Consider the following 11414-nt stretch of genomic DNA (forward strand, 5'->3'; position numbering starts at 1 on the left):
TTCAGGCTGCCTTAACGGTAGGGCGCATCCGCCGCTTTGCGTTTGGCGATTTCTTCTTCGTATTTGTCGCCGATGGCCAAGAGCATGGGTTTGGTGAAGTGCAAATCGCCTTTTTTCTCGCCGTGGTACTCGAAAATATGGGTTTCGACGATGGCGTCGGTGGGGCAGGCTTCTTCGCAGAAGCCGCAGAAGATGCACTTGGTCAGGTCGATGTCGTAGCGGGTGGTGCGGCGGGTGCCGTCTTCGCGCTCTTCGGATTCAATGTTGATCGCCATTGCGGGGCAGACGGCCTCGCACAGTTTGCAGGCGATGCAGCGCTCTTCGCCGTTGGGGTAGCGGCGTTGGGCGTGCAGGCCGCGAAAGCGCACGGACTGCGGGGTTTTTTCTTCGGGGAAGTAGATGGTTTCCTTGCGGGCGAAGAAGTTTTTCAGGGTCAGCCCCATGCCTTTGACCAGCTCGCCGAGCAGGAAGGTTTTGACTAGGTTTGCCATTGGGTTCGTATCCTCCGTTTTAGGGGATTTTGGTGTTTGGTTTTGGTTTTAAACTTTGCCGAAACTTGCGTTGTGCGTTTTCAGGCTGCCTTGCCGTGTCAGGCGGTACGTTTGACGATAAAGGCGTTTTCGGCTTTTTCAAAGCCGATTTTCGGGTAGTAGTCCATCGCAGCGGGAGCGGAAAGCAGAATCAGGGCGACTTTTTCGCCGATTTGCGCCTGTGTGCGGCGGACGAGTTCGCGGCCGATGCCCTGATGCTGGCAGGCGGTATCGACGGCAAGATCGGACAGATAGCAAGCGTAGGCGAAGTCGGTAAGAGAGCGGGCAACGCCGACAAGGTTCGCACCGTCCCATGCCGTCCACAGGATGTCGGCCTGATCGAGCATGGTTTGCAGGCGCGGCAGGTCGGTAGTGGGACGGCGGATGCCGGAACGCTCGAGTACGCCCGCAAACTGTTCGGCGGTAATGGTTTTGCTGTTGCTGTATTCGATCATTTGTTTGTCCTTTTTTTTCAGGCTACCTTATTCAGGCTGCTTTTGCTTTTCAGACGGCCTATTTCCACAAGCTCAGCGGCGAGACCATCCACAGCGCCAGCACGACAATAAACACGAAGCTGATCGGGATCAGCACTTTCCAGCCCAGGCGCATGATTTGGTCGTAGCGGTAGCGCGGGAAGGTGGCGCGTATCCACAGATAGCCGTATAGCACCATCGCCATTTTGACAAACATCCAGAAGGCCGACGGCGTGCCGACAGCGCCCCAGCTTTGCGGGAAGGGCGAGAGCCAGCCGCCGAGAAACATCAGCGATGTCAGCGCGGCAATCAGGATCATGAAAATGTATTCGGCCAAAAAGAACAGGGCAAAGGCGAAACCGGAGTATTCGACGTGGAAACCGGCGACGATTTCGCTCTCGCCCTCGGCCACGTCAAAGGGCGCGCGGTTGGTTTCGGCAACGGCGGAAATCAGATAAATGATAAACACCGGAAACAGCGGCAGCCAGTTCCACGAGAATACCGAACCGCCGGCGATACCCTGCGCTTGGGCGGCAACGATTTCGGAAAAATTCAGGCTGCCTGAAACCATCACCACGCACAGCAGCGCCGCGCCCATGGCGATTTCGTAGGAAATGGTTTGCGCGGAAGAGCGCATGGCGCCGAGAAATGAGTATTTGGAATTGGACGCCCAGCCGGCGATGATCACGCCGTACACCGACAGCGAAGTAATCATCAAAATATAGAGCAGGCCGACGTTGATATTGGTCAAGAGCCATTTTTCGGAAAAGGGAATCACCGCCCAGGCGGCAAACGACGGCGCCAGCGACATAATCGGGCCGATGTAGAACAGCGCCTTGTTCGACAGCTTGGGGCGGGTAACTTCTTTAAATAGCAGCTTGAACACGTCGGCAAACGGCTGGATCAGACCCCACGGGCCGGTTACGTTGGGGCCGACGCGCAGCTGCATAAAGCCGATAACTTTGCGCTCGAAGTAAGTCAGGTAGGCAACGGTGAGAATCAGCGGAATCAGGATGATGACGATTTTGACGACAATCGACACAATCAGGCCGATGTCGCTGCCGATGGGGCCGAGCCAGCCTGAAAACAGGGTTTGGAACCATTCTTGCATTGCTTAAGCCCTTTCCAGTTCGATGGCGTTCATCATGCCGCCCAATTCGGCGTTGGCGCTGTGCAGCGGCAGGTGGACGATGTTTTCCGGCAGCGTTTTATCGGCCGAGACGCTGACGGTAACGCTGTGCTCGCCGTGTTTGGCGCGCACGCTGTCGCCGTCGATCAGGCCGAGCGCGGCCAGCGTCAGCGGGTGGACGCGGGCGGCGGGCACTTGGGCGTGGCCGGTTTGCTGCAGCGATTCGGCGCGGCGTACGATGGCGTCGGTGTGGTAGATGCCGGTGCCGCCGACGCGGGTCAGCCCGCTGCCGGCCGGCGCGGCTTCGCCCTGCCAGCTGCTGCGGTTGTCGAGTTTGCCGGCCAGCGCGTCTTTGTCGATTGCTTCTTGCAGCACTTCTTCGCTGCTGTCGAACTCAAAGCCGTCCACTTCAAAAATATTGCCCAGCACGCGCAGGATTTTCCACAGCGGGCGGCTGTCGCCGTAGCCTTTGGATACGCCGTGGAAGGACTGCAAGCGGCCTTCCATATTGATCAGGCTGCCGGAAGTTTCGGTAAAGGGCGCGATCGGCAGCAGTAGGTCGCACACGTCTAGCAGAGTGTCGCTGACATAGGGGGTGAACGCCATCACGGTTTGCGCTTCGCGCAGCGCGGCCACGGCACGGCCGCCGTTGGCCACGTCGATTTCGGGTTCGACGTTCAACAGCAGCACGGCTTTTTTCGGCTGGGCGATCATTTCGGCGATGGTCTGTCCGTTATTGACCGCCAGCACATCGGCGCCGACGCTGTTGGCCGCCTGCGGCAGGATGCCGAGCTTGGCGCCGGTAGCATCGGCCAGCTCCTGCGCGGCGGCATAGATGGCGGCGTAATCGGGATGGTTCTGCGCTTCGGCGCCCAGCACGATGGCGGCCTGCTCGGCGGCTTTCAGGCTGCCGCCGATACCGTTTTCCAAGTCCTGCGCCAGGGTTTTCAGGCAGCCTGCCCATTGGTTCGGATGCAGGATTTGCTGCGCGGCAAGCGGCATATGCAGCGCTTCTTTGCTGCTGGCGAGCACGCTGATCTGGCTGCCGTTGTTGGCGGCGCGGCGCAGGCGGGCGGTCAGGAGCGGCTGCTCTTTGCGCAGGTTGGCGCCGAGCACCAGAATGGCACCGGCATTGCCCAAGTCTTCAATGCTCTGGCCGAGCCATTGCGCGCCTTTCAGGCTGCCTTGCAGACGGGCATCCTGCGCTTGCAGGCGGGTGTCGAAATGTTTGATGCCGAGACCCTGCGCCAGTTTTTTCGCCAGATACAGCTCTTCGACGGTATTCATCGGGTTGGCCCAGATGCCGATTTGATCCTGCTGTCCGTCTTTACCGACGCAGTCCAGCGAAGTGCGCACATATTCGAGCGCGGTTTTCCAATCAACATCGATCCATTCACCGCCCTGCTTGATTTTCGGGTTTTTCAGGCGGCTGTCGTGGTACAGGCCTTCGTAGGCGAAGCGGTCGCGGTCGGACAGCCAGCATTCGTTGATGGCTTCGTTTTCCAGCGGCAGCACGCGGCGCACGGTGTGTTCTTTCACCTGCACAATCAGGTTGCTGCCCAAAGAGTCGTGGGCGGACACGGATTTGCGCCGGCTCAATTCCCAGGTGCGGGCATTGAAGCGGAAGGGTTTGCTGGTGAGTGCGCCGACGGGGCACAGGTCGATAACGTTGCCCGACAATTCGGTTTCCACCACTTTACCGACAAAGGGCATGATTTCGGAGAACTCGCCGCGGTAGGCCATGGCGATTTCCTGCTCGCCGGCGATTTCTTCGGTAAAGCGCACGCAGCGGGTGCAGTGGATGCAGCGGCTCATTTCGGCGGCGGAAATCAAGGGGCCCATGTCTTTGCCGACCACGGCGCGTTTGGCTTCGGTGTAGCGGCTGGTGGTTTTGCCGTAGCCCATCGCCAAGTCCTGCAACTGGCACTCGCCGCCCTTGTCGCATACCGGACAATCGAGCGGGTGGTTGATCAGCAGAAACTCCATCACCCCTTCCTGCGCCTGACGCGCTTTTTCGGAATGGGTGCGCACCACCATGCCGTCGGTTACCGGCGTGGCGCAGGCGGGCAACGGCTTGGGCGCTTTTTCCACTTCCACCAGGCACATGCGGCAGTTGGCAGCAATGGAAAGTTTCTTGTGGTAGCAGAAGTGCGGGATGTAGGTGCCGAGCTTCTGCGCGGCTTCGATCACCGTCGCACCCTGCTCTACCGAGACTTCTTTACCGTCGATTTCGATTTGTAACATGGTGGTTTCCTAGTTACGGGGTTTTATTTGAATGGGTAATGGTTTGCGGCGGCCTGAAAACGCGGTTTGCGGCGTTCAGACGGCCTCGGGGTGTTTTTTCACTTCGCTGAAACTTGCGTTGCCGGTTTTCAGGCTACCTTACAGCCGCTTGGAGCGGCTTGTCGGATACGGGTATCCGACCTACGGGTTTCGGGTGGCTTTTTTACGTTTCAGGCTGCCTTTGTGTTTCTGTTGGGTCTAGACCCAACCTACGCTTGCTTGACTACTGTTTCAGGCAGCCTGCACAGTGTTACCGCCACCATTGTGTTGAATAAGCAGGCAACACGTGGATGGAATTGTCTATTTTGTACTGTCCGTTTTCCCTGACCAGCTTGAAACGGGCTACACCGTCCGTCTTGCCGAAATCAGCGGATACCGTGTTGCCCTGCACCGTAAACTTGGGCGTATGCCACGTAAAGCCGCCGTTGCCGGGTTCCGACCAAAGGCCGCTGTAACATCTGGGAATCACCGCGCTGCAATCATCATCCGCCTGAAAACGCCCTTTCTCTTGATTCAGCACCGCAACTGCCGTCCTGCTGAGGAAGCGTTTGGTCGCCGTATCGGCGGTTTTTTCATTAAGGCACGCACCTTTGGCGTTGCAGTCCAAAAATCCTTTGACCACTGCAATTTTTTGGGCATCTTCATGATTTCCAGCCAATGCCTGCGGCGTGTTCCATGCGGCAAATGCGGTAAATAGAATCCATGCGGCTGTTTTTTTCATCAGCCTTTCCTTGCTATAACAAAAAATAACTCGCGCCATCTCAAAAATTTCAGGCTGCACTATATGGCTAACACCATTTATGGGGCTTTATCGGCCCGCCGTGCTCGATGTAGTGCACAAACTCGTCGCGGAAGTGTTTGGTAAAGCTGCGCACGGGAAAGACGGCGGCGTCGGCCAGGGCGCAGATGGTGCGTCCGGCCATGTTGTTGCCGACGGAATCGAGCAGATCCAAGTCTTCCATGCGACCCTGGCCGTTGGCGATGCGGTGGACGATGCGGTACAGCCAGCCGGTGCCTTCGCGGCAGGGGGTGCATTGGCCGCAGGATTCTTCGTGGTAGAAATAGCTCAGGCGCTCGAGCGCTTTGACCATGCACACGTCTTCGTCCATCACGATAATCGCGCCCGAACCGAGCATCGAGCCGGCTTTGGCGATGGAATCGTAGTCCATGTTCAATTCCATCATGATGTCGGCGGGCAGCACCGGCGCGGACGAGCCGCCGGGAATCACGGCTTTGAGTTTTTTGCCGTTTTTCATGCCGCCGGCCATTTCAAGGATTTTGGCGAACGGCGTACCCAGCGGCACTTCGTAGTTGCCCGGGCGCTCGATATGGCCGGAAATGGAAAACAGCTTGGTGCCGCCGGCGTTTTCGATGCCTTTGTCGGCAAAGGTCTGGCCGCCGTCGCGGATGATAAAGGGGACGGAAGAAAAGGTTTCGGTGTTGTTGATGGTGGTGGGCTTGCCGTACAGGCCGAAGGATGCGGGGAACGGCGGCTTGAAGCGCGGTTGGCCTTTTTTGCCTTCCAGCGATTCGAGCAAGGCGGTTTCTTCGCCGCAGATATAGGCGCCGTAGCCGTGGGCGGCATAGAGTTCAAAGGAGAACTCGCTGCCGAGAATGTTCTGGCCGAGATAGCCGGCCGCGCGCGCCTGCGCCAGCGCGGCTTCAAAGCGCTGGTAGCCTTCGAAGATTTCGCCGTGGATGTAGTTGTAGCCGGCGGGCGCGCCCATGGCGTAACCGGCGATAATCATGCCTTCGATCAGGGCGTGGGGATTGAAGAAGATGATGTCGCGGTCTTTGAAGGTGCCGGGCTCGCCTTCGTCGGTATTGCAAACGACGTATTTGGTGCCGGGGAAGGAGCGGGGCATAAAGCTCCATTTGAGACCGGTGGGAAAGCCCGCGCCGCCGCGGCCGCGCAGGCCGGAGGCTTTGACTTCGGCGATCACGTCGTCTTGGCTCAGGTTTTCGAACAGGATTTTTTTCAGCGCCTGATAGCCGCCGCGTTTGAGATAAGCTTCCAGCGTCCAGCATTCGGGATCGCGGGTGTCCACGTTGTCGAAAATCACGCCTGTTTGGTAAATAGCCATGGTGCTTGCTCGGTTTGTTTGGTTTGTTCGGTTCGGGCGGCCTTTCAGACGGCCTGTTTGGTTTTCAGGCTGCTTTTAAGGCCGTCTGAAAACAGGTTTTCCTACTTCAATCATTCCTGCGTAGGCGGGAATCTTGTTTGGGTTTCGACGGCGGGCAGGCTTGGCAGTTATTGTTGCGCTACCAAGATTCCCGTCTGTGCGGGGGGAGCGTAACGGACTTGCGTAAGCTGATAACGTCCGTCAGGTGGTTTAGGGTTTCAGGCTGCTTTGCCGGTGCGCGGTGCGCACCCTACGGGTTTTCAGGCTGCTTTACTGCCGCCTTGGGACGGTTGTCGGATACAAGTATCCGACCTACGGGTTTCAGACAGCCTTTGGGACTTTCAGGCTGCTTGTTCAGGCTGCCTATTGCAGTTCGGCCAGTTTCTCTTCGATGGCTTCTTCGGTCATAAAGCTGCACATTTTGTGGTTGTTGAGCAGCATCACCGGGGCGTCGCCGCAGGCGCCCATGCATTCGCCTTCGACCAGGGTGAATTTGCCGTCGGCGGTGGTTTCGCCGTAGCCGATGCCGAGTTTTTTCTTCAGGTATTCGCCGGCATCGACGCCGCCGCGCAGGGCGCAGGGCAGGTTGGTGCAGACGGTGAGTTTGTATTTGCCCACCGGTTTGATGTCGTACATATTGTAAAAAGTAGCGACTTCGTAGGCCTGCGCGGGACTGATGCCGACGTATTCGGCGACAAACTCGATGGTTTCGGGGGCGAGCCAGCCTTTTTCGGTTTGGGCGATGCGCAGCGCGCCCATAATGGCGGATCGGCGGCGGTCGGCGGGGTATTTGGCCAGCTCGGTGTCGATTTGTTTCAGGGATTCTGCGGATAACATTATCTGTCCACCTCTCCGAATACGATGTCCTGAGTGCCGATGATGGCGACGACGTCGGCCAGCATGTGGCCTTTGGCCATTTCGTCCATACCTTGCAGGTGGGCGAAGCCGGGGGCGCGGATTTTCAGGCGGTAAGGTTTGTTGGCGCCGTCGGAAATCAGGTAGATGCCGAATTCGCCTTTGGGATGTTCGACGGCGGTATAGGTTTCGCCCTCGGGTACGTGCATGCCTTCGGTGAAGAGTTTGAAATGGTGGATCAAATCTTCCATGCCGAGCTTCATTTCGGTGCGTTTGGGCGGGGCGACTTTGTGGTCGTCGGTAATCACCGGGCCGGGGTTGACGCGCAGCCAGTCGGCGCATTGTTTGATGATGCGGGTGGACTGGCGCATTTCGTTGATACGGCACAGGTAGCGGTCGTAGCAATCGCCGTTGACGCCGACGGGGATGTCGAAGTCCATTTGGTCATAGACTTCGTAGGGCTGGGTTTTGCGTACGTCCCATTCGATGCCGGAACCGCGCAGCATCACGCCGGTAAAGCCTTTTTGCATGGCACGCTCGGGCGAGACCACGCCGATGCCGACGGTACGCTGCTTCCAGATGCGGTTGTCAGTAAGCAGGGTTTCCAAATCGTCGATGCGCGACGGAAAGCGCTCGCAGAAGGCATCGATAAAGTCGAGCATGCTGCCTTCGCGCCAGGCGTTGAGTTCTTTTAACACTTTGGCGCTGCGGTATTTGCTCGGCTCGTATTTGGGCATAAAGTCGGGCAAATCGCGATACACGCCGCCGGGACGGAAGTAGGCAGCGTGCATGCGCGCGCCGGAGACGGCTTCGTACAGATCCATCAGGTCTTCGCGGTCGCGGAAGGCGTAAAGAATGGCGGTCATGGCGCCGATGTCGAGCGCGTGCGAACCGACACCCATCAGGTGGTTCAGGATGCGCGTTACCTCGGCAAACATGGTGCGGATGTATTTGGCACGGATGGGGATGTCGATGCCAAGCAGTTTTTCCACCGCCAGGCAGTAGGCCTGCTCGTTGACCATCATGGAAACGTAGTCCAAGCGGTCCATATAGGGCAGGGTTTGCAGGAAGGTACGGGTTTCGGCCAGCTTTTCGGTGCCGCGGTGCAGCAGGCCGATATGGGGGTCGGCGCGGACGATGGTTTCGCCGTCCAATTCCAAAATCATGCGCAATACGCCGTGGGCGGCGGGGTGCTGCGGGCCGAAGTTGATGGTGTAGTTTCTGAGTTTAGTGGCCACCGTAGTTCTCCTCGCGGACAACGCGCGGGGTAATCTCGCGCGGCTCGATGGTAACCGGCTGGTAGATCACGCGTTTTTCTTTTTCGTCGTAACGCATTTCCACATAACCGGAAATGGGGAAATCCTTGCGGAAAGGATGACCGACAAAGCCGTAGTCGGTCAGGATGCGGCGCAGGTCGGGGTGGTCGTTGAAAATAATGCCGTAGAGATCGAAGGCTTCGCGCTCGTACCAGTCGGCGCTGTTGTAAATCGGGGTAACGGTTTGGACAACCGGAAAATCGTCGTTGTCCGCCCACACGCGCACGCGGATGCGCTGGTTGTTTTTCACCGACAAAAGCTGGCAGACCACGGCAAAGCGCTTACCCTGCCATGCTTCGTTTTTATAAGTGCTGTAATCGACGCCGCACAAATCCACCAACAGCTCGAAATGCAGCTCTTCGTGGTCGCGCAGGGTGGTCATAATGTCGATGTAGTGCTCGGGGCGGGTCTCAACGGTTACTTCGCCGAACGCCAGCAGCACGGCGCTGGCCTTGTCGCCCAACAGCCGCTGCACGGCGGCGTGCAAATCGTTTACATGCATGGCGCGCTCCTAGTTGCGGGCAATGGTGTAAGTGCGCTTGATTTTGCCCTGAAGCTGAATCAGGCCGTAAAGCAGCGCTTCGGCAGTGGGCGGGCAGCCGGGAACGTACACGTCCACCGGCACGATGCGGTCGCAGCCGCGCACCACGGAATAGGAATAATGGTAGTAGCCGCCGCCGTTGGCGCAGGAACCCATAGACAGCACCCAGCGCGGCTCGGCCATCTGGTCGTACACGCGGCGCAGGGCGGGCGCCATTTTGTTGCACAGCGTGCCGGCGACTATCATCAGATCAGACTGGCGCGGCGACGGGCGGAAGATAATACCGAAGCGGTCAAGGTCGTAGCGCGCCATACCGGCGTGCATCATCTCCACCGCGCAGCAGGCCAAACCGAAAGTCACCGGCCACAGCGAGCCGGTGCGCATGTAGTTGAGCACGGTATCCGCGCTGGTGGTGATGAAACCTTTATTCAAAACGCCTTCTATTCCCATTCCAGCGCACCTTTTTTCCATTCGTAAACAAAGCCTATGCCCAAAACGGCGATAAACACCAGCATCGGCCAGAAACCGGCCATGCCCAAGTCTTTAAACACCACCGCCCACGGGATCATAAAAGCCACTTCCAAATCAAAGAGAATGAAGAGTATCGCCACCAGGTAGTAGCGCACGTCGAACTTCATCCTTGCGTTTTCAAAAGCCTCGAAGCCGCACTCAAACGGCGCGTCTTTTTCGGCGTAATGGCGCTTGGGTCCCAACAGCGTGCCCAAGGCCAGAAACAGAATGCCGGCGGCCAGGCCGATCAGCATAAAAACCAAAACGGGAAAGTAATTGGCCAGCATAGTGCCACCTTTACTGAATGTTAATTTTCGTAACGCGGCATTTTACCCAATTTCATAACCTCGTGAAAGTTTTTGATGCGCAAAAAAGCCAAGAAAGTCCAATATTTTCAATGAGATTTTGATAATAACTCCTATTATCAAAATAGAGCTGCCCTGCCGCATTGCGTTTCGCCGTTTGGCAGGCGGATAAAAAGTTTACGGTCTTGAACATTTGCAGCCGGCGCCGTCCCAGCCATCTAGGCGCATGCCAAAGGCAGCCTGAAAAATATTTTTCAGGCTGCCTTTTCGTTTTTACTTACCGAAGCCTTTTCAGGCTGCTTCAAACCCCGCGCAGCAGTTCGTTGACGCCGGTTTTGGCGCAGGTTTGCGCATCGACGCGTTTCACAATCACCGCGCAATACAGGCTGTGGCTGCCGTCTTGGGCGGGCATCGAGCCGGAGACTACAACCGAGCCGGCGGGCACGCGGCCCTGGTGGATTTCGCCGGTGGTGCGGTCGTAGATTTTGGTGGACTGGCCGATAAACACGCCCATCGAAATCACGCTGCCTTCTTCGACAATCACGCCTTCGACGATTTCCGAGCGCGCACCGATAAAGCAGTTGTCTTCAATAATGGTGGGGCTGGCTTGCAGCGGTTCGAGTACGCCGCCGATGCCGACGCCGCCGCTCAAATGCACGTTTTTGCCGATTTGGGCGCAGGAGCCGACAGTCGCCCAGGTATCGACCATCGCGCCTTCGTCCACATAGGCGCCGATATTCACATAAGACGGCATCAGCACCACGTTTTTGCCGACGAAGCTGCCGCGGCGGGCAACGGCGCCGGGCACGGCACGGAAACCGGCGGCGCGGAATTCTTCTTCGCTCCAATCGGCGAATTTGGTCGGCACTTTGTCGAAATACTTGTTCACGCCGTCGTTGAGCACTTCGTTGTCGGCAATGCGGAAAGAGAGCAGCACGGCTTTTTTCGCCCATTCGTTCACTTTCCACTCGCCCACACCCAGGCGCTCGGCAACGCGCAACTCGCCCGAATCGAGCAGGCGCAGGGTTTCTTCAACGGCCTGCTTCACTTCGGAAGACACGCTGGCGGGGCTGATGTCGGCGCGGTTTTCAAAGGCGGTTTCGATGATGTTTTGCAAAGACATGGTTTTTCCTTGTAATAACAGGCAGGCAGCGTTTTCAGGCTGCCTGCGGGATGAAAAGAGCGTTTATTTTTGGGGCTGTACTAGATAAGCCCTAAATTCCACACCACCGGCGCAGCACTTTAAGCTGCTCGGAAGGTGCGCCAAAGTTAAAACGGAACTCGCATTCTTTCAAGAACAGCGGGAAAGATTTACGGTCGATTCCATTGTATTTGCGCAGTACGCGTTT

12 protein-coding genes and 1 pseudogene are annotated in these 11414 nt (G+C 57.6%); all 13 read right to left on the bottom strand.

Features of this window, described 5'->3' with window-relative positions; translation table 11 throughout:
- Nucleotides 1-11 precede the first annotated feature (11 nt).
- Nucleotides 12-491, bottom strand: coding sequence for an NADH-quinone oxidoreductase subunit NuoI (gene nuoI, locus OP500_RS09565; protein WP_009427116.1), 480 nt, complete (start codon nt 489-491; stop codon nt 12-14).
- A 98-nt stretch (nt 492-589) separates the two neighbouring features.
- Nucleotides 590-985 carry a GNAT family N-acetyltransferase gene (locus OP500_RS09570; RefSeq protein WP_036496584.1) on the bottom strand — a complete coding sequence of 132 codons (396 nt, stop codon included), beginning with the start codon at nt 983-985 and terminating at the stop codon, nt 590-592.
- Between the two features lie 58 nt (nt 986-1043).
- Nucleotides 1044-2114 carry an NADH-quinone oxidoreductase subunit NuoH gene (nuoH, locus tag OP500_RS09575; protein WP_274070801.1) on the bottom strand — a complete coding sequence of 357 codons (1071 nt, stop codon included), beginning with the start codon at nt 2112-2114 and terminating at the stop codon, nt 1044-1046.
- A 3-nt stretch (nt 2115-2117) separates the two neighbouring features.
- Nucleotides 2118-4376, bottom strand: coding sequence for an NADH-quinone oxidoreductase subunit NuoG (gene nuoG / locus OP500_RS09580; protein WP_274070802.1), 2259 nt, complete (start codon nt 4374-4376; stop codon nt 2118-2120).
- Nucleotides 4377-4665: 289 nt separating this feature from the next.
- A complete protein-coding gene (locus OP500_RS09585) occupies nt 4666-5136 on the bottom strand; it encodes a hypothetical protein (protein ID WP_238747567.1) in 471 nt (156 codons plus the stop codon).
- A gap of 67 nt (nt 5137-5203) precedes the next feature.
- The gene (gene nuoF, locus OP500_RS09590; protein WP_274070803.1) at nt 5204-6499 is read right to left on the bottom strand and encodes an NADH-quinone oxidoreductase subunit NuoF; all 1296 of its coding nucleotides are present in this window, start codon (nt 6497-6499) and stop codon (nt 5204-5206) included.
- A gap of 402 nt (nt 6500-6901) precedes the next feature.
- The gene (gene nuoE, locus OP500_RS09595) at nt 6902-7375 is read right to left on the bottom strand and encodes an NADH-quinone oxidoreductase subunit NuoE (protein WP_274070804.1); all 474 of its coding nucleotides are present in this window, start codon (nt 7373-7375) and stop codon (nt 6902-6904) included.
- Nucleotides 7375-8631 carry an NADH dehydrogenase (quinone) subunit D gene (gene nuoD, locus OP500_RS09600; RefSeq protein WP_274070805.1) on the bottom strand — a complete coding sequence of 419 codons (1257 nt, stop codon included), beginning with the start codon at nt 8629-8631 and terminating at the stop codon, nt 7375-7377. The genes nuoE and nuoD overlap by 1 nt, the downstream gene beginning before the upstream one ends.
- Nucleotides 8621-9211, bottom strand: a complete 591-nt coding sequence (locus OP500_RS09605) for an NADH-quinone oxidoreductase subunit C (protein WP_274070806.1) — start codon at nt 9209-9211, stop codon at nt 8621-8623. Before OP500_RS09605 ends, nuoD begins: the two co-directional genes overlap by 11 nt.
- Nucleotides 9212-9220: 9 nt before the next feature.
- Nucleotides 9221-9700, bottom strand: coding sequence for a NuoB/complex I 20 kDa subunit family protein (locus tag OP500_RS09610; protein ID WP_009427104.1), 480 nt, complete (start codon nt 9698-9700; stop codon nt 9221-9223).
- Entirely contained in the window at nt 9691-10047 is a 357-nt protein-coding gene (locus OP500_RS09615) for an NADH-quinone oxidoreductase subunit A (RefSeq protein WP_238747560.1), read from the bottom strand. Before OP500_RS09615 ends, OP500_RS09610 begins: the two co-directional genes overlap by 10 nt.
- A gap of 319 nt (nt 10048-10366) precedes the next feature.
- Nucleotides 10367-11188, bottom strand: coding sequence for a 2,3,4,5-tetrahydropyridine-2,6-dicarboxylate N-succinyltransferase (dapD, locus tag OP500_RS09620; protein ID WP_274070807.1), 822 nt, complete (start codon nt 11186-11188; stop codon nt 10367-10369).
- 91 nt (nt 11189-11279) lie between these two features.
- Nucleotides 11280-11414 (bottom strand): annotated as a pseudogene (locus OP500_RS09625) (IS1595 family transposase); the annotation flags it as partial.

Source organism: Kingella sp. SNUBH-2017, from assembly GCF_028680565.1.
In the GTDB taxonomy this organism is placed as follows: Bacteria; Pseudomonadota; Gammaproteobacteria; order Burkholderiales; family Neisseriaceae; genus Kingella_D; species Kingella_D pumchi.

Coding starts and splice junctions, on each gene's coding strand:
- nuoI (WP_009427116.1), bottom strand. CDS start 491: ATGGCAAACCTAGTCAAAACCTTCCTGCTCGGCGAGCTGGTCAAAGGC.
- dapD (WP_274070807.1), bottom strand. CDS start 11,188: ATGTCTTTGCAAAACATCATCGAAACCGCCTTTGAAAACCGCGCCGAC.
- OP500_RS09610 (WP_009427104.1), bottom strand. CDS start 9,700: ATGGGAATAGAAGGCGTTTTGAATAAAGGTTTCATCACCACCAGCGCG.
- nuoG (WP_274070802.1), bottom strand. CDS start 4,376: ATGTTACAAATCGAAATCGACGGTAAAGAAGTCTCGGTAGAGCAGGGT.
- nuoH (WP_274070801.1), bottom strand. CDS start 2,114: ATGCAAGAATGGTTCCAAACCCTGTTTTCAGGCTGGCTCGGCCCCATC.
- OP500_RS09605 (WP_274070806.1), bottom strand. CDS start 9,211: ATGCATGTAAACGATTTGCACGCCGCCGTGCAGCGGCTGTTGGGCGAC.
- OP500_RS09585 (WP_238747567.1), bottom strand. CDS start 5,136: ATGAAAAAAACAGCCGCATGGATTCTATTTACCGCATTTGCCGCATGG.
- nuoF (WP_274070803.1), bottom strand. CDS start 6,499: ATGGCTATTTACCAAACAGGCGTGATTTTCGACAACGTGGACACCCGC.
- OP500_RS09615 (WP_238747560.1), bottom strand. CDS start 10,047: ATGCTGGCCAATTACTTTCCCGTTTTGGTTTTTATGCTGATCGGCCTG.
- OP500_RS09570 (WP_036496584.1), bottom strand. CDS start 985: ATGATCGAATACAGCAACAGCAAAACCATTACCGCCGAACAGTTTGCG.
- nuoE (WP_274070804.1), bottom strand. CDS start 7,375: ATGTTATCCGCAGAATCCCTGAAACAAATCGACACCGAGCTGGCCAAA.